Here is a 15695-nt window from a genome sequence, read left to right on the forward strand (position 1 = left end):
GGGCTGGAAAATTGTTAGAAGAGTCGGCCCCCCACCCCACCACCACCGCGGGAACGGCCCTGAACGCCGAGAGGTCCGAAGACCACCCGCCGTACACCGGCAGGCCTTCGTAGAGGCGTGCGCCGTCAGCGTCCTTTGCCCCGCATGCGCTCACGGCGCCGCCGATCCTGGGCGCGCTCGGCTTCGCTGCGCCGCGGAGTGGGCAGGTCTCGGTGTCCGCCGACCCTGGTGGCCGATCCGGGGTCCCAAGCACCGCTGAAGAGGGCCAGTTCGAGGACGTCCGGCGTCGCAGGCCATTCGATCGACGCAGCGGTCAGCTGCTCGCTCGCCGCGTACATCCACCGGAGGTAGAGGCGGTAGCGATGGGAGGTCCAGTTGCTGCCACGCCAGATGCGACGGGCGATCGGCGCTGCCCATGCGTAGCCGGCCGCGTCCCCGGTCTTCGTCGCATGGCGACGGAGAACCCCAGCGAGCACGCTGTCGAGGATGAGTGGGCGCGGACCCTTCACCTCCGGCAACGCCTGACCGGCGAAGTAGAGGAACTTGGTGAGAAACGCCGGGCCAAGGCCGTCCCACACCTGCAGGCGCTCGTAGGCCGCGGACGCACCTTCGTCGGCGAGCAGGGACACGGCTTGTGCGAAGGCTTCCTCGGCGCCTGGCTGGGCGAGCACCTGACCCGTGCGGTAGGCGCCGTAGCCCCTGAGGCCGTAGCCCCAGACCTGGGTGGCCACGAAGGCCTCCGCCCACCTCTGTGACCGTTCCGCGGCTCGGACCACGGCCACGACGTCAGCGCGGCTCACGGAGGCCGAAGGCACCGCTGCCCGGTCGGCGAAGGCTTCAGGCCAGGGGGCTATGGCCGTCCAATGGGGAGGCGAGAACGCAACCGTGTGAGCCCCGCTCCCGTGTCTGTACCGCCGGCCCCTCTCCGGGTCGGCCAGCCACCTGCCCAGTGACGCGACCGCGTCTTCCGGCAGCAGCTGCGCCTGCATCGTCGCGTCGAGCTCGTCCGCCAGGAGCTGGTCAAACCTCACGGGCGTGCCCCCTCGCTGTCCGTGCTGCGGCTACAGCCCGGCGGGGCCGGGCCATCGCGGGCGTAGTGGCATGTCTGTGGCGTGAACCCTGGAACGCAGAAGTGCCGGCCCAGGAGGAAATCCCTCCTGGGCCGGCTCGTCTCCCAGTGCCCCCGGCAGGATTCGAACCTGCGACACCCGCTTTAGGAGAGCGGTGCTCTATCCCCTGAGCTACGAAGGCAAGACGCGCTGACAGCCTAGCGGATCAGGCTGTGCGGTCGCGCCCCCGTAACGGTGGGGCGGCGGTGGTGGTGGAAGTCGCGGTGGCGGCCGTGGCGGGCGCCGGTGTGGAGGGGCAGGGGCCTCGGTGTGGTCAGACTGCCAGCGGGGCGTGGAGTTCCACCAGGAGTTCGATCTCCACCGGGGCGTCCAACGGGAGGGCCGCCACGCCTACCGCGCTGCGGGCGTGGCGGCCCGCGTCGGCGAAGGCGGTGAGCAGGAGTTCGCTCGCGCCGTTGACCACGGTCGGCTGGGCGGTGAAGTCCGGGGCGCTCGCCACGAAGCCGACGATCTTGACGACCCGCTTGACCTGCGACAGGTCCCCGGCCACCGAGGCGACCGCGGCCAGGGCGTTGAGGGCGCACTGCCGGGCGAGCTGCTCGGCCTGTTCCGGGGTGACCTCGGCGCCCACCTTGCCGGTCCGGGGCAGCCTGCCGTCGACCAGGGGGAGCTGGCCGGACGTGTGGACGTAGGGGCCGCTGCGCACGGCGGGGACGTAGACGCCCACGGGCTCGGGGGCCGGTGGCAGTTTCAGGCCGGCGGCGGCGAGGCGGTCCTCGGGGGTGGTGGTCATGGGTGGCGGGTGTCCCTTCGGTGACGTGGCGGGTCAGGGGCGGGTGATGCGGACCTGGTAGCTGCCGCCCGGCAGGCGGCCGACCACCGCGATGCTGATGCCGGCCTGCTCGTCGGTGAAGGTCTCGCCCGGCTGGAACGGCGCGTCGGAGAGTTCGGAGTGGACGTTGGGCCGCCGGGTGCAGCCGCCGCTGGCGGTGGTGCTGTCGGAGACCGTGACCGGCCCCTGCCCGGTGTCCACCGCGGTGTCGACCTTGTACACGAGCACCCCGGGCTTGCAGACGGCCTCGTCGTTGCCGGCCTGGGTGCGGACCTCGACCGCGTAGCCGGTGTTCGCCGTGACCGGTACGAAGGCCAGCTTGACCCCGCCCTCCACGGCGAGCGGGGTCAGCACGTGCTCGCTGGTCCCGCTGCGGGAGGCGCAGCTGATCTGCGTGCTGTCGAGCCAGCCCAGCTTCCACTTGTGCCAGCCGAGGAGGTCGTTGTTGGCGCCCCAGTCCTCGCTCATGATGTCCCAGTGGCCGACCGTGGCCCCGCCGTCGGTGGTGTAGAGGTCGGGCAAGCCGAAGACGTGGCCGTTCTCGTGGGGGAGCACCCGGTAGCCGGTCTCCCGGTAGGTGCCCGAGCCGTCGTCCTGGCGGCTGTAGACGAAGGAGGTGTTGGCCAGCGGCACCCCGTCGGCGACCGGTGCCTCGGCGTTCCCGGAGAAGGTCACCGACAGCACGGTGTCCAGGGCGGACGGGCCGGCGTTCGGCGTGACCAGGATGTTGACCAGGTCGTAGCGCGAGAAGTCGACCTCGCTGTCGGCGGCCTTGACGATGTGCTCGACCAGCTGGCGGTAGCCCGGCTCGTACGCGGACCCGCGTTCGATCCCGTACGCCGCGAACGGCATCGGCATCCTCAGCCAGGTCCGGACCGGGGCCTCCGGGTGGTAGGTCAGCCGCCCGTAGGAGCTGGTGCGGAACCAGTCGGAGGTCTGCGGGAAGAACTCGGCCAGCCGGTCCAGCGCGGTGCCCTCGCCCTTGGCGTCGGGGAAGTCGATCATCAGGTTGAGCGCCCGTACCTCGCCCGTGCTGCGGGAGTAGCCCGGCGGGGTGGGCAGCCCTTCGGACATCTGGACGCCCATCGCTCCGGAGATCCGGCACGGCGCGAGCGCCGATTCGGTGCTCGTGGCGGCCGGCCCGGCTGCGCTGTGCGTCCGGCCGCCCATCCCGGCGCTGGCGGTCGCGGTGATGCCGAGGGCCAGCGCGGTGAAACCGACGAACGCGCTGGTGCGGCGGGGTCTGCGTATCCGGTGGCGGGTCTGCGGCATGAGAGACGCCTTCGGGTCCGCGGCAGCCGGCCGGGCCCGGTCTGCGCTCTGTGCGATCACCCTCCGACGCGCCGGGCGCGCCCGCGCGTCGGGAGCGTCCGAACGTGGATCCGGATGTGGCCCGCGTCACACGGGAGGGTGAAATAACCGGGGACCGGTTCCCCGTTTGCATGGGTGTCCCGCGCAAGTGGGGACCCGATCCCCGTTTCGGGGGTCGCGCCATGAGTCGCAGGACGAGGAGGAGCCGTGCAGCGAGGAGCAGTGGCCGTCGCGGACCGGGCCGGCAGGGCCGCCGGTGGCGTGTCGCGGCCCCGTGCCGACGCCGTGCGCAACCGGGAGCGGATCCTGGGCGCCGCCCGCGAGGTCTTCGTCGAGCAGGGTGCGGCCGCGCCCTTCGACGAGATCGCCCGGCGGGCCGGGGTCGGCAATGCCACGCTGTACCGGCACTTCCCCGACCGTGCCACCCTCGTCCACCACGTCGTCCTCTACGTCATGGACCGGGTGACCGTCCATGCCGAGGAGGCCCTCGCCCAGGAGCCCGACGCGTTCGCGGCGCTGTGCCGGTTCACGCACGCCGCCGCCGACGAGCGCATCGGCGCCCTGTGCCCCATGCTCTCCGACGACTTCGACCGGGACCATCCCGAACTCCTCGCGGCCCGCACCGCGTTGGAGGAGGCCACCGAGAACCTGGTGACCGCCGGGCGGCGGTCCAAACTGCTGCGCGACGACATCGCCGTCGGCGATCTGCTGGTCGCACTGTCGCAGCTCAGCCGTCCGCTGCCCGGGTTCGGCTGCCTGGACCTGGACTCCTTCGTCCACCGCCACCTGCAACTGTTCCTCGACGGGCTGCGGGCCCCGAGCCACTCCCAACTGCCCGGTCGGCCGGTCACCTTGGAGGACCTGCGACAGCACCGGGCCGCACCACCCATGTGAAAAAACCGGGTGACGTAGCCAGGTCATCCTGCTTAGGGTCGATAAGGCCTCCTTTATCTCAAGAATCCCTTTTCCACTCTTCCGGCCCTTTTGGGTCGTTCCGCACCGTGAAGTGGGTACCCCCATGTCCAGAACAGCCGCGTCCGCGCCGTCGGCTGCTTCCCTGCCCGCCGCCGACCCCAGCCGCTGGAAGGCCCTGGTGTTCATCGCCCTGGCCCAGCTGATGGTCGTCCTCGACGCGACCATCGTGAACATCGCCCTCCCCTCCGCCCAGCAGGACCTGGGCATCTCGGACGGCAACCGCCAGTGGGTCATCACCGCCTACGCCCTCGCCTTCGGCGGCCTGCTGCTCTTCGGCGGCCGGATCGCCGACCTGTGGGGACGCCGCAACGCCTTCGTCGTCGGCCTCGTCGGCTTCGCCGCGGCCTCCGCCCTCGGCGGCGCCGCGACCGGCGAGGCCATGATGCTGGGCGCCCGCGCGCTCCAGGGCGCCTTCGGCGCGCTGCTCGCGCCGGCCGCGCTCTCGCTGCTCGCGGTGATGTTCACCGACGCCAAGGAGCGCGCCAAGGCCTTCGGCATCTACGGCGCCATCGCCGGCGGTGGCGGCGCCGTGGGCCTGATCCTCGGCGGCTTCCTCACCGAGTACCTCAACTGGCGCTGGACCTTCTTCGTCAACATCCCGTTCGCCGTGGTCGCCGCCGTCGGCGCGCTGCTGGTGATCCGCGAGCCGGCCGGCTCCCGCAACCGCTCCTCGCTCGACATCCCCGGCGTGGTGCTGTCCACCCTCGGTCTGGTCGCGCTGGTCTACGGCTTCACCCGCGCCGAGTCCGACGGCTGGTCGGACGCCGTGACCGTCGGCCTGTTCGTCGCCTCGGTCGTGCTGCTCGGGGCGTTCGTGATCACCGAGGCCAAGGTCCGCTCCCCGCTGCTGCCGCTGCGCGTGCTGGCCGACCGCAACCGCGGCGGTGTGTACCTCTCGCTGGGTCTGGCCGTCATCGCGATGTTCGGCCTGTTCCTCTTCCTGACGTACTACCTCCAGGTCGTGAAGGGCTTCTCGCCGGTCAAGACCGGCTTCGCCTTCCTGCCGATGATCGCGGGCATGATCACGGGCTCGACCCAGATCGGCGCCCGCCTGATGACCCGCGTCCCGCCGCGGCTGCTGATGGGCCCCGGCTTCCTGGTCGCCGCCACCGGCATGCTGCTGCTGACGCAGCTGGAGGTCGGCTCCTCCTACCCGGCGCTGATCCTGCCGGCCCAGCTCCTGCTGGGTCTGGGCATGGGCACGGCCTTCATGCCGGCGATGTCGCTGGCCACCTACGGGGTGAACCCGGCCGACGCGGGCGTGGCCTCCGCGATGGTCAACACCTCGCAGCAGGTCGGCGGCGCCATCGGCACCGCCCTGCTGAACACGATCGCCGCCTCCGCGACCACCGCGTACCTGACGGACCACGCGGCCGAGGGCGCCGCCGGCGGGCCCGCCGCCCAGGCGCTCCAGGCCCAGGCGATGGTGCACGGCTACTCCTCCGCCATCTGGTGGGCGGTCGGCATCCTCGCCGCCAGCTCCGCCATCGCCCTGACCCTGATCAACACCGGCCGCCCGTCCCTGGGCACCCCGGTGGCCTCCGGCGACGGCGCGGGGTCGGACGCGGATGCCGAGGTCAAGGTCCCGGTGATCGCGCACTGACGTCCGCGTGAGCTGAACCGACCCCATCTCGTTCGAATGTGAGTTATTCAAATTTGAACGAGATGGGGTTACGCTCGTTGCATGACCACGACCCGCATGCCCACGCTGTACCTGAGCCACGGTGCACCCCCGCTGGCCGACGACCCGGTCTGGCCCGGCCAGCTCGCCGCCTGGTCCGCCACGCTGCCGCGGCCCCGGGCGATCCTGATGGTCTCCGCGCACTGGGAGGAGGCCCCGCTCGCCGTCGGCGCCACCGAGCGGGTCCCGCTGGTGTACGACTTCTGGGGCTTCCCCGAGCACTACTACCGGGTCCGCTACGACGCCCCGGGCGCGCCCGAGCTCGCCGAGAGCGTGCGCAAGCTGCTGCGGGCCCCCGGGGCCCCGGTCCAGGACGTCCCCGACCGGGGCCTGGACCACGGGGCGTACGTCCCCCTGGTCGAGATGTTCCCCGAGGCCGACATACCGGTCCTGCAGATCTCCCTGCCCACACTGGACCCCCGCCGCCTGCTGGAGATCGGCCGGCAGCTCGCGCCCCTGCGCGACGAGGGCGTGCTGATCGTCGGCAGCGGCTTCTTCACCCACAACCTGGCCGCCCTGCGGCATGCGGGCGGCGGGGTGCCGGCGTGGTCGGCCGAGTTCGACGCCTGGGGTCACGAGGCGCTGGCGGCCTCCGACGTGGACGCCCTGCTGGACTTCGAGGCCAAGTCCCCGGCCGGCCGGCTGGCCCACCCCCGTACGGAACACTTCGCCCCGCTCTTCGTCACCCTCGGTGCCGCCGACGCCACCGGTGACCTGGGTGCCCGCCGCGACGTCATCGACGGCTTCTGGATGGGGCTGGCCAAGCGGTCCGTGCAGTTCGGGTGACGGATGTGACGGCGGCAGGCAACCGAACGGGCCCGGACGTCGTCCTCTGAGGAGGGAGGAAGCGGCCAGAGGTGACGCTGGCGGGCAGGGTACTGCAAGATCCCAAAAAAGGGGACGCCGCGCGGGAATTCTGTCCCGATTCCAGTCGTTGTTTCCTTCGGACGCGGGGCACTCGGGAGAGTGTCCCGGCAGCCCGCAAGCCGCACCGCGACCGAACTCATTGCAAGGGAGCACGCATGGCAACCCGCGCCGTCGCCCGTCGCCAGTCCGAGACGGCCTCCAGCGCCCGCGCCGTCGGCGGGGAAATAGCCGACCGCGACCTGGTGGGCATGTACCTGGACGAGATCGCGCGCACCCCGCTGCTCGACGCGGCCAAGGAGGTCGAGCTCTCCCAGATCATCGAGGCGGGCGTCTACGCCCAGCAGATCCTCGACGGAGAGGCGGAGCCGGCCGCCGAGGGGAGCGGCGCCTCGCGCGCGGAGCTCCAGGTCCTCGCCGCCGAGGGGGAGCGCGCCAAGGAGATCTTCATCCGCTCCAACCTCCGCCTGGTCGTCGCCGTCGCCCGCCGCTACCCGCGCAGCGGCCTGCCCCTGCTCGACCTGATCCAGGAGGGCAACGCGGGCCTGGTCCGCGCGGTGGAGAAGTTCGACTACGCCAAGGGCTTCAAGTTCTCCACGTACGCCACGTGGTGGATCCGCCAGGCGATCACCCGCTCGATCGCCGACCAGTCCCGCACCATCCGCCTCCCCGTCCACCTGGTCGAGGAGCTCGGCCGGATCCGTCGGGTGCAGCGCGAGTTCAACCGCGAGAACGGCCGGGACCCGGAGCACGCCGAGATCGCCGCCGAGCTGGGCTCGACGGAGCAGCGCGTGGGTGACGTCCTGGACTGGGCGCGCGACCCGGTCAGCCTGAACATGTCCGTGGACGACGAGGGGGAGACCCAGTTCGGCGACCTGCTGGAGGACACCTCCGCGATCTCGCCCGAGCAGTCCGTGCTCTCGCTGCTGCGCAGCGAGGAGCTGGAGGACCTGATCGGCAAGCTCGACCAGCGCACCGCCTCGATCATCAAGATGCGGTACGGCATCGACGACGGCCGCGAGCGGACCCTGACGGAGGTCGGCAAGCAGCACGGCCTGACCCGGGAGCGGATCCGGCAGATCGAGAAGCACGCCCTGCTGGAGCTGAAGAAGATGGCCCGCGACACGGGCTTCGACGCCGTCGCCTGACGAACGGCCCCCGGCCGGTCCGTCCGGCCCCGGCAAACGGCCCCCCGGAAACGGCCCGGAAACGGGCCCCCAGAACGAGCCCCGGCGTCTGGGGGGGGTGACGCCGGGGCTCCCCCTATCTACCGCCACCCGGGCCCGCCGCCCGGCTGAGCCGGCCGCCCAGCCGCCCCGCGGTCTCGGCCAGCGCGGCCGGCTCGCGGACGGTGAAGTCCAGCCCGGTCAGCGCCAGCCGCACCGCCACCCAGTCCACCCCGTCCCGGGTCTCGAACGACAGCCGGCACGTGCTGTCCGACAGCGGCTGCGGCGCCTCCATCCAGCCCGGCAGCGCCTCGGTGACCTGGGCCGCGGGCGCCGCGAAGTCCACCACCACCCGGTACGCCGGCCGCCCCGACCCCTCGTAGAGCCGGTCCGAGAGGTCCGGCACCTCCCGGGGGGTGAACCGCGCCCCGGTGGGGAAGGGGTCGCTGACCCGGTCCACCCGGAAGGTGCGCCAGTCCTCCCGCTCCAGGTCGTAGGCGACCAGGTACCAGCGGCGCCCGGTGCTCACCAGCCGGTGCGGCTCCACCAGGCGTCGCGAGTCGACCCCGCCGCGCGCCCGGTAGGCGAACCGCAGTCGCTCGTGCCCGGCCGCCGCCGAGGCCATCACCGTCAGGGTCCGCGGGTCGATACGGGCGCCGTCACCCCGGGTCACGGCCACCGTGGCCGACTGCAGCGCGCCCACCCGGTGGCGCAGCCGCGACGGCAGCACCTGCTCCAGCTTGGCCAGGGCCCGTACGGACGCCTCCTCGATCCCCTCGATGGCGTGCCCGGCCCCGGCCCGCAGGCCGACCGCGATGGCCACGGCCTCCTCGTCGTCCAGCACCAGCGGGGGCATCGCGGCCCCCGCCACCAGCCGGTACCCGCCCTCGGCGCCCAGCGACGCCTCCACGGGATAGCCCAGCTCGCGCAGCCGCTCCACGTCCCGGCGGATGGTCCGCGTGCTCACCCCGAGCCGGCGCGCCAGCTCGCTGCCGGGCCACTCGCGGGGGGTCTGGAGCAGGGACAGCAGGGTCAGCAGCCGAGCCGGGGTGTCCGTCATGAGGGCCAGCATCCCAGGGAAATAGGACATCACCTGGCCTACATGGCGTCTAGGTTTCTGCCATGACCACCGAGACGACGAAGACCCCGCCCGGGAACGAGACCGGGCCCACCCCTGGAACGCCCGAAGCCCCCGAAGCCCCCGAGGCCGCCGCGCCCGCCGACCGCCGGCGCTGGCTCGCCCTCGCCATCGTGATGACCGCCGCCTTCATGGACCTGGTCGACGTCACGATCGTCAACATAGCCATCCCCAGCATGCGGGCCGACCTCCAGGCGTCCACCAGCGCCATCCAGTGGATCACCGCCGGGTACGCGCTCGCGTTCGCCGCCGGCCTGATCACCGGTGGCCGCCTCGGTGACATCTACGGCCGCAAGCGGCTGTTCCTCATCGGCATCTCCGGCTTCACGGCCGCCTCGCTGCTCTGCGGCATCGCGGCCGACCCGCAGATGCTCGTCGCCTCTCGGCTGCTCCAGGGCTCCATGGCCGCCATGATGGTCCCGCAGGTGCTCGCGATCATCCACGTCACCTTCCCGCCGCACGAGCGCGGCAAGGTGTTCGGTCTGTTCGGCGCCATCGTCGGCCTCGGCGCCGTCTCCGGCCCGATGCTCGGTGCGCTGCTGACCGAGTGGAACGTCGCCGGCCTCGAATGGCGCCCGATCTTCCTGATCAACCTGCCCGTCGGCATCGCCGGTGTGCTCCTCGGCCGCGCCTTCATCACCGAGTCCAAGGCCCCGAACGCCCTGAAGCTGGACCTCGTCGGCGTCGTCCTGGCCACCCTCGCCATGGTCATGGTGATCTACCCGCTCACCCAGGGCCGCGAGAACGACTGGCCGCTGTGGGGCTTCCTCTGCATGGGCGCGGTCCCGTTCGTGATCGCGGGCTTCATCGCCTACGAGAAGCACAAGATCGCCAAGGACGGCTCCCCGCTGGTCGAGCTCTCCCTCTTCAAGGTCAAGAGCTTCGCCGCCGGTATCGCCGTCCAGCTCACCTTCGGCATCGCGACCGGCATCTTCTTCCTGGTCTGGACGCTGATGATGCAGATGGGCCTGGGCTGGAGCGCCCTGCGGTCCGGACTGACCGGCATCCCGTTCTCGATCGCCGTCTCGCTCGCCGCGGGCCTCTCGGTCCAGAAGCTCGTGCCCCGGTTCGGCCGCAAGGTGCTCCAGGCCGGCGCGCTGACCATGGCCGCGGGCGTCCTGCTCTACATCTTCCTCTCCGACCACTACGGCATGGAGATCGCCTCCTGGCAGATGGCCGCGCCGCTGATCGTCATGGGTCTGGGCATGGGCCTGATCGTCGCCCCGCTGACCGACGCCGTCCTCTCCGAGGTGCCGCGCGAGCACGCCGGGTCCGCCTCCGGCCTGATCAACTCCACCGGCCAGATGGGCAACGCGCTCGGTCTGGGCCTGACCTCGGTGGTCTACTTCGGGGTCATCGACAACGAGATGGTCCTCGGCGCCCCGTACGTGGACGCCTTCCGCACCGCCCTGTGGTGGGTCGTGGCCGTCCTGGTCGTGATCTTCTCGGTGATGTTCGCGCTGCCCCGCAAGGCCGCCGCGGGCATCGCCCACGAGGCCGAGGCCGGCGCCGCCGCCGGTCCGGTCGCCGCGGAGAAGGTGCCGGTCGGCTGAACCGACCGCACCGCACCGCACCGGGCCCGTCCGCTCCCGCACCGGGGGCGGACGGGCCCATACTGTGACAAATGATCCTCACCGTCACCCCCAACCCCTCCTTGGACCGCACCTACGAGGTGGCCGCCCTGGTCCGCGGCGAGGTGCTGCGCGCCGCGCACGACCGGGTCGACCCCGGCGGCAAGGGCGTCAACGTCTCCCGGGCCGTGGCCGCGGCGGGCGGGGCCACCACCGCGGTGCTGCCGCTGGGCGGCGCGGCCGGAGTGCTGCTCGGCGAGCTGCTGACCGCCGAGGGGGTGGACGTCACGGCGGTCACCGTCGCCGGCCCGACCCGGTCCAACGTCGCGATCGTCGAGTCCGACGGCACCCTCACCAAGATCAACGGCGCCGGTCCGGCCCTCGGCCCGGAGGAGTCCGAACTGCTGCTGGCCACCGTCGCCTCCGGTGCCCGCTCCGCCTCCTGGGTGGCGGGCTGCGGCAGCCTGCCGCCGGGCCTGCCCGCCGACTGGTACGCCGACCTGATCGCCCGGGCCCGGTCCGCCGGGGCCCGGGTCGCCGTGGACACCTCGGGCCCGGCCCTCCCGGCCGCCCTCGGGGCCCGGCCCGACCTGGTCAAGCCGAACCTCGCCGAGCTGGCCGAGACCACCGGACGTCCGCTGGTCACCCTGGGCGACGCCGTCGCCGCCGCGCACGCACTGCGCGCGGCGGGCGCGGGCGCCGTACTGGCCAGCCTCGGTGCGGCCGGCCAGCTCCTGGCCGACGCCACCGGAACGTACTACGGCACGGCGCGGGCCGAGGCGGTCCGCAGCGACGTGGGCGCCGGTGACGCCGCCCTCGCCGGCTTCCTCACCGCCGGAGGCGCCGGCCCGACGGCCCTGGCCGCGGCCCTGGCCCACGGCGCGGCCGCGGTCCGCCTGCCCGGCAGCGCCATGCCCACACCGGACGACCTCCACCCGGACCGCGTCCACCTCACCCAGGACCTCCCGCTGGACCTGCCCCTGGCCCCGGCGGACGGCCACCGGACGCGGTGAGCCACGCGCCCGGCCGCGCCGTCGACGGACCCGGGCCGCGCGGTCAGCGGACCCGGGCGCGGCTCTCCATCGCGCCGCGGGCGGCGGACTCGGTCTCGTAGACCTCGCACATGTGGCGGCCGTCCGGGGTGGCCGTGTGCTCGACCTCCCACAGGCTCACCTCGCTCCCGTCCAGCAGGACGAACGCGTGCTCGTACAGCGTGAATCCGGCGTCCCGGCCGTCGGACCGGCACTGCCGGCCGCCGAACGCCTGCGAGATCTGGTGCGCGTACGCCGACCGGAGCAGCCCGGCCACCCGTTCCCCGGGCCGGTCCGGGTTCTCCGCGCGCCGCAGCACCCGGCGCGCGTGGTCCGCGGACTGCTCCACCGCGTAACTGCGGTGCCGGTGCACCGGTGTGGGCGCGGTCAGCAGCGCGCTCAGCGCCCGCGCGTCGCCCACCGGCTCGTCCTCGGCCCCCACGTGCCCGGGCACCTCCACCGGCTCCTCCCCGAACAGCCGCGCCGCCGCCAGGCAGGCCGCGTCCCGGCCGGCGAACAGCTCGTGCCGGGTGGCCCGGTCCCCCGGCTGGCGGTACGCCAGCTCCCACAGCGAGGCCGAGGAACCGTCCGCCAGCAGGTACGTGTGCCGGTGGGTCTCGCGCCAGGCCCCGGAGGCGGGACGGTGCTGGGTGGTGCAGAGCGAGGAGCTGTGGGCGAGCGCGGTGCCCAGCCGCTCGACCAGTCGGTCGGGCAGGTCGAAGGAGTTGAGCGCCCGGCCCAGGAGCCGGCCGAGCTGTGCCTCAGTGGTCTCGTACGGATCGGTGGGATCCAGCGGATCGCTCAAGGTGGGTCTCCAGGCCGTCGCAGCTCGTCACGTCGCGGATGCTCACCGTAGTGCCTCGGTCTGACATCACGTCCGGTGTTCGGCAAAACGTCCGGGAAGGATCGGGGGTTCCCCCACCCCTTCTGGTCAACTTCCGTACGAAAACAAAGGGTTCGCCGCGTTATCACCCGGAGTGCGGGAGCATGGGCGGCATGGCAACCAATACCGTGGGCGTCCCCCGCAGGCAGGGGCGGACCGACGACCGGAGAGAAGACCGACCAGCGGCGGCGCCCCAGGCGTTGGCCTGGCTGCTGGTGCTCACCGGAGCGGCCGGCCTGCTCGCCTCGTGGGTGATCACGCTCGACAAGTTCCTCCTCCTGGAGGACCCCGACTTCCGGCCGGCCTGCAGCCTCAACCCGGTCGTCTCCTGCGGCAGCGTCATGAAGAGCGAACAGGCGGCCGCCTTCGGCTTCCCCAACCCCATGCTGGGTCTGGTGGCGTACGGGGTCGTCGTCTGCGTCGGCGCCGGGATCCTGGCCGGCGCCCGCTACCGCGGCTGGTTCTGGGGCGGCCTGAACGCCGGCATGTTCTTCGGGGTGGGCTTCTGCACCTGGCTGATGGTCCAGTCGCTCTACGAGATCAACGCGCTGTGCCTGTGGTGCTGTCTGGCCTGGGTGGCGACGCTGGTGATGTTCTGGGCGGTCACCGCGCACACCGTCCGCACGGGAGTGCTGCCCGCCCCGGCCGGACTGCGCGCGTTCCTCGGCGAGTTCGCCTGGGTGCCGCCCGTCCTGCACACCGGGGTGATCGGCATGCTGATCCTGACCCGGTGGTGGGACTTCTGGACGGGCTGACCGGCCGGCCCCCGGGCCGCACGGCCGAGGGCCCCGGCAGCAGGCTGCTGCCGGGGCCCTCGTCCATGTCGCTCCACGGGCGCCTGGGGCGCGAAGGGTGGGGGAGCTGGATCAGCTGCCGTTGGACAGGTTGCCGGACAGCACCGGGATGTTGCTGAGGATGTGCGAGAGCGGCTCGTCGCCCTTGGCCTGGGTCGAGTTCTCGGTGCACTGCTGGTTCATCGGGTTGGACAGGACGTTGATGTCCTGGACGCCGACGTTGGCGATGAGCGCGACCAGCGACTGCGCGTTGACCTTCGCCGGCAGGCCGATGCAGGGCTTGTTGGCGGTGCCCTGGACCAGCGAGAGCTGCGGGCTCATCGGGCCGACGGTCTTCTGGTTGCCGTAGATCTGCTGGGCACCGTTGCCGTTGACGGTGTTGATCCCGTTGTCGTTGCCGATGGCCATCGCCGGGGCGGCCACAGCGGCGCCCGCACCGACCACGGCGGCGGTGGCTGCGGCGGTGGCCATGATCTTCTTGAGCATTTTGGTCCTTTTGTCGCACGAGTGCCCGCTGAAGGGAGCGCCCTGGTCAACGGGACGTGCGGAAGGGAGGTTCCGCCCCTTCACTCGAACGGCCCGTCCCGGCGCGGGTTTTCCCCGCCCCGGGTGAGTCGCTCCCGGACGCGTGCGCGAAGCCCGTACGCAGCCCGGAGCCGCCGCGGCTCCGGTTGCGGACCGTAGAAGGTGTTCGCACGGTGGGTAAGGAAGCGGATCGCTGTGGTCCGCCGTCCCGTGCGACCCGAAGGAACCCCCATGCACCGCACCAAGGCGTCTCGCGTCCTTGTCCCGTCGGCCCTCACCGCCGCCATACTCTTCGGCGCGGCCGGCCCCGCGAGCGCCGAGACCGGGGAGCGCCCGGCCGCCGAACAGCGGGCCGCGGCCGCCGCCGGGCCGATCGACGACCTGGTCAACGGCATCCTGGAGGCCATCAAGGGCCTCCTCCCGCCGGGGATCTCGCTGCCCGACATCAAGATCCCGTCGATCACCCTGCCCGAGATCAAGCTGCCGGACCTCAACATCCCCGGCGTGAACCTCCCGCAGATCCCGGGCGTCCAGCTCCCGCAGCTGCCCCCGCTGACCCCGCCGCAGCTGCCGGCCACCCCGTCGGAGATCGTCCCCGAGGTCCCCATCCCCGAGATCCCCGACATCCCCGACGTACCGGACGTTCCACTCCGTAAATCCTGACCGGGTCGTCGCACTAATGGGCCGAACAGGTCGGATCGTGCGCGGAACCGTGTCGTCTTGGCAGACTGGGGCGTTTCGTTCGGTGTGGACCCCGGTCGGGGTCGTGAGCCCCGGATCGGGGCAGTACATCGAGCAGAAGGTGCACTACCCATGAACACTGCCAAGAAGGCCGCCGTAGCGCTCGCCGGCGCTGGTCTCGCCGTCGCCGGTGCCGCTGGTGCCGCTGTCGCCGACTCCTCGGCCGAGGGTGCGGCCGTGGGCTCCCCGGGTGTCCTCTCCGGCAACCTCGCGCAGGTTCCGGTGCACATCCCGATCAACGTCTGCGGCAACTCGGTCAACCTGGTCGGCGCGCTGAACCCCGCGTTCGGCAACGTCTGCATCAACGACTGACGTTCGTCACCAGCGCCACGTACGACTGTGGGCGCCCCGGCCTCGCCGGTGGCGCCCACAGTCGTGTCGCGGGGGCTCAGCCGTTGCCGCCGTTTCCACCGTTGAGGTGCACGCCGCCCAGCATCGGGGCGACCTTGCCGGCGACGTTGGCCGTGTTGAGCACCTTGCCGGGGGCGTCGTTCTTGACCTTGTTGACGTCCTGGACGGCGCCCACGGCCTTGCCGAGGGTGTCGCCCTGCTCGGCCAGGCCGTTGCCCACGGTCTGCGGCAGGTTGGCGGTGACCGGAGCGGCCGCGTTGAGCGTCTCGGTGACACCCCCCGTCAGGCTCATCGGGGGCATCGCGGGTGCCGGGGCGGCGAAGGCGGGAGCGGCGGCGCCGAGGGCGGCCATGGATCCGGCGACGACGGCGGCGACCTTCGTGTACTTCATTTCGCATTCCTTTTCCAGCGGCGACCGACGCGCCGCTTTCGACCTGGGTAACGATTCCAGGCGGATGCGGAAACCCTGTGGCCCGTTCTTTTCGAACGTCGGCCGGAGAACCCGCGGTGGGATTCTCCGGCCGATATTTCTTCCGAACCGATGATCAGAACCGGCGGTCAGGCGATCCGGGACCGCCGGTACAGGACGGCGCCGCCGAGGATCAGCGCCGAGGCGAGCACGGCCGCCGCGGCCGGCTGTCCGGCACCGGTCTCCGCGAGCACCGGCGCGGACGCCCGCGGGGTCATCGGAGCGGGGGCCGGGGCCGGAGCGGCCGGCGCGCGCGCCCATGGCCCCGCGGGCGTCCGCGCCGGTGCTCGCGG

The 15695-nt window shown here is 72.3% G+C and carries 17 protein-coding genes and 1 tRNA gene; 9 read left to right on the forward strand and 9 right to left on the reverse strand.

Features of this window, described 5'->3' with window-relative positions; all coding sequences use genetic code 11:
• Positions 1 to 125: 125 nt before the first annotated feature.
• The 4 genes from EF918_RS21840 to EF918_RS21855 all read right to left on the reverse strand — a co-directional run bounded on the left by EF918_RS21840 (position 126) and on the right by EF918_RS21855 (position 3174).
• Positions 126 to 989: a hypothetical protein gene (locus EF918_RS21840; RefSeq protein WP_369009101.1), complete on the reverse strand. Its 864-nt coding sequence runs from the start codon at positions 987 to 989 to the stop codon at positions 126 to 128.
• A 189-nt stretch (positions 990 to 1178) separates the two neighbouring features.
• Positions 1179 to 1251 (reverse strand) — tRNA-Arg (locus EF918_RS21845).
• A 132-nt stretch (positions 1252 to 1383) separates the two neighbouring features.
• Complete coding sequence (locus tag EF918_RS21850) at positions 1384 to 1863, reverse strand: RidA family protein (RefSeq protein WP_125649305.1); 480 nt, start codon at positions 1861 to 1863, stop codon at positions 1384 to 1386.
• 33 nt (positions 1864 to 1896) lie between these two features.
• Positions 1897 to 3174, reverse strand: a complete 1278-nt coding sequence (locus tag EF918_RS21855) for a M6 family metalloprotease domain-containing protein (protein WP_125649308.1) — start codon at positions 3172 to 3174, stop codon at positions 1897 to 1899.
• A gap of 246 nt (positions 3175 to 3420) precedes the next feature.
• On the opposite strand from EF918_RS21855, the gene EF918_RS21860 reads away from it, so the two are divergent.
• The 4 genes from EF918_RS21860 to EF918_RS21875 all read left to right on the forward strand — a co-directional run bounded on the left by EF918_RS21860 (position 3421) and on the right by EF918_RS21875 (position 7881).
• Positions 3421 to 4107 (forward strand): TetR/AcrR family transcriptional regulator, encoded by a 687-nt coding sequence (locus EF918_RS21860; protein ID WP_260610476.1) that lies wholly within the window; start codon positions 3421 to 3423, stop codon positions 4105 to 4107.
• Between the two features lie 124 nt (positions 4108 to 4231).
• Positions 4232 to 5791, forward strand: coding sequence for an MFS transporter (locus EF918_RS21865; protein WP_125649311.1), 1560 nt, complete (start codon positions 4232 to 4234; stop codon positions 5789 to 5791).
• An 81-nt stretch (positions 5792 to 5872) separates the two neighbouring features.
• Complete coding sequence (locus EF918_RS21870; protein WP_125649314.1) at positions 5873 to 6655, forward strand: dioxygenase; 783 nt, start codon at positions 5873 to 5875, stop codon at positions 6653 to 6655.
• 236 nt (positions 6656 to 6891) lie between these two features.
• Positions 6892 to 7881 (forward strand): sigma-70 family RNA polymerase sigma factor, encoded by a 990-nt coding sequence (locus tag EF918_RS21875; RefSeq protein ID WP_125649317.1) that lies wholly within the window; start codon positions 6892 to 6894, stop codon positions 7879 to 7881.
• 115 nt (positions 7882 to 7996) lie between these two features.
• Here the strand turns inward: EF918_RS21875 and EF918_RS21880 are convergent, their stop codons facing one another.
• Positions 7997 to 8959: a YafY family protein gene (locus EF918_RS21880; RefSeq protein WP_125649319.1), complete on the reverse strand. Its 963-nt coding sequence runs from the start codon at positions 8957 to 8959 to the stop codon at positions 7997 to 7999.
• 194 nt (positions 8960 to 9153) lie between these two features.
• Between EF918_RS21880 and EF918_RS21885 the strand changes: the two genes are divergently transcribed.
• Both EF918_RS21885 and pfkB read left to right on the forward strand, forming a co-directional pair.
• Positions 9154 to 10590 carry an MFS transporter gene (locus EF918_RS21885; protein ID WP_312847850.1) on the forward strand — a complete coding sequence of 479 codons (1437 nt, stop codon included), beginning with the start codon at positions 9154 to 9156 and terminating at the stop codon, positions 10588 to 10590.
• A gap of 71 nt (positions 10591 to 10661) precedes the next feature.
• Entirely contained in the window at positions 10662 to 11621 is a 960-nt protein-coding gene (gene pfkB / locus EF918_RS21890) for a 1-phosphofructokinase (protein WP_125649325.1), read from the forward strand.
• A gap of 43 nt (positions 11622 to 11664) precedes the next feature.
• On the opposite strand, the gene EF918_RS21895 is transcribed toward pfkB, so the two are convergent.
• Positions 11665 to 12444 carry a DUF6227 family protein gene (locus EF918_RS21895; protein ID WP_185921853.1) on the reverse strand — a complete coding sequence of 260 codons (780 nt, stop codon included), beginning with the start codon at positions 12442 to 12444 and terminating at the stop codon, positions 11665 to 11667.
• A gap of 191 nt (positions 12445 to 12635) precedes the next feature.
• Here EF918_RS21895 and EF918_RS21900 point away from each other — a divergent pair, with 191 nt between their 5' ends.
• The gene (locus tag EF918_RS21900) at positions 12636 to 13277 is read left to right on the forward strand and encodes a vitamin K epoxide reductase family protein (RefSeq protein ID WP_125649328.1); all 642 of its coding nucleotides are present in this window, start codon (positions 12636 to 12638) and stop codon (positions 13275 to 13277) included.
• 111 nt (positions 13278 to 13388) lie between these two features.
• Here the strand turns inward: EF918_RS21900 and EF918_RS21905 are convergent, their stop codons facing one another.
• Positions 13389 to 13802: a rodlin gene (locus EF918_RS21905; RefSeq protein WP_125649331.1), complete on the reverse strand. Its 414-nt coding sequence runs from the start codon at positions 13800 to 13802 to the stop codon at positions 13389 to 13391.
• 270 nt (positions 13803 to 14072) lie between these two features.
• Here EF918_RS21905 and EF918_RS21910 point away from each other — a divergent pair, with 270 nt between their 5' ends.
• Together EF918_RS21910 and EF918_RS21915 are read left to right on the forward strand one after the other, a co-directional pair.
• Positions 14073 to 14504 carry a hypothetical protein gene (locus EF918_RS21910; RefSeq protein ID WP_125649334.1) on the forward strand — a complete coding sequence of 144 codons (432 nt, stop codon included), beginning with the start codon at positions 14073 to 14075 and terminating at the stop codon, positions 14502 to 14504.
• A 150-nt stretch (positions 14505 to 14654) separates the two neighbouring features.
• Positions 14655 to 14894: a chaplin gene (locus EF918_RS21915; RefSeq protein ID WP_125649337.1), complete on the forward strand. Its 240-nt coding sequence runs from the start codon at positions 14655 to 14657 to the stop codon at positions 14892 to 14894.
• Between the two features lie 76 nt (positions 14895 to 14970).
• Here EF918_RS21915 and EF918_RS21920 read toward each other — a convergent pair whose 3' ends face one another.
• Together EF918_RS21920 and EF918_RS37715 are read right to left on the reverse strand one after the other, a co-directional pair.
• Positions 14971 to 15324, reverse strand: coding sequence for a hypothetical protein (locus EF918_RS21920; protein WP_125649340.1), 354 nt, complete (start codon positions 15322 to 15324; stop codon positions 14971 to 14973).
• Positions 15325 to 15491: 167 nt separating this feature from the next.
• The coding region (locus tag EF918_RS37715) for an LPXTG cell wall anchor domain-containing protein (RefSeq protein ID WP_125649343.1) at positions 15492 to 15695 on the reverse strand (204 nt) is incomplete at its 5' end.

The sequence above is a fragment of the Streptomyces sp. WAC06614 genome (assembly GCF_003949795.1).
Lineage (GTDB): Bacteria > Actinomycetota > Actinomycetes > Streptomycetales > Streptomycetaceae > Streptomyces.

Coding starts and splice junctions, on each gene's coding strand:
- EF918_RS21840 (WP_369009101.1), bottom strand. CDS start 989: ATGCAGGCGCAGCTGCTGCCGGAAGACGCGGTCGCGTCACTGGGCAGG.
- EF918_RS21850 (WP_125649305.1), bottom strand. CDS start 1,863: ATGACCACCACCCCCGAGGACCGCCTCGCCGCCGCCGGCCTGAAACTG.
- EF918_RS21855 (WP_125649308.1), bottom strand. CDS start 3,174: ATGCCGCAGACCCGCCACCGGATACGCAGACCCCGCCGCACCAGCGCG.
- EF918_RS21865 (WP_125649311.1), top strand. CDS start 4,232: ATGTCCAGAACAGCCGCGTCCGCGCCGTCGGCTGCTTCCCTGCCCGCC.
- EF918_RS21870 (WP_125649314.1), top strand. CDS start 5,873: ATGACCACGACCCGCATGCCCACGCTGTACCTGAGCCACGGTGCACCC.
- EF918_RS21875 (WP_125649317.1), top strand. CDS start 6,892: ATGGCAACCCGCGCCGTCGCCCGTCGCCAGTCCGAGACGGCCTCCAGC.
- EF918_RS21880 (WP_125649319.1), bottom strand. CDS start 8,959: ATGACGGACACCCCGGCTCGGCTGCTGACCCTGCTGTCCCTGCTCCAG.
- EF918_RS21885 (WP_312847850.1), top strand. CDS start 9,154: ATGACCGCCGCCTTCATGGACCTGGTCGACGTCACGATCGTCAACATA.
- pfkB (WP_125649325.1), top strand. CDS start 10,662: ATGATCCTCACCGTCACCCCCAACCCCTCCTTGGACCGCACCTACGAG.
- EF918_RS21900 (WP_125649328.1), top strand. CDS start 12,636: ATGGCAACCAATACCGTGGGCGTCCCCCGCAGGCAGGGGCGGACCGAC.
- EF918_RS21905 (WP_125649331.1), bottom strand. CDS start 13,802: ATGCTCAAGAAGATCATGGCCACCGCCGCAGCCACCGCCGCCGTGGTC.
- EF918_RS21910 (WP_125649334.1), top strand. CDS start 14,073: ATGCACCGCACCAAGGCGTCTCGCGTCCTTGTCCCGTCGGCCCTCACC.
- EF918_RS21915 (WP_125649337.1), top strand. CDS start 14,655: ATGAACACTGCCAAGAAGGCCGCCGTAGCGCTCGCCGGCGCTGGTCTC.
- EF918_RS21920 (WP_125649340.1), bottom strand. CDS start 15,324: ATGAAGTACACGAAGGTCGCCGCCGTCGTCGCCGGATCCATGGCCGCC.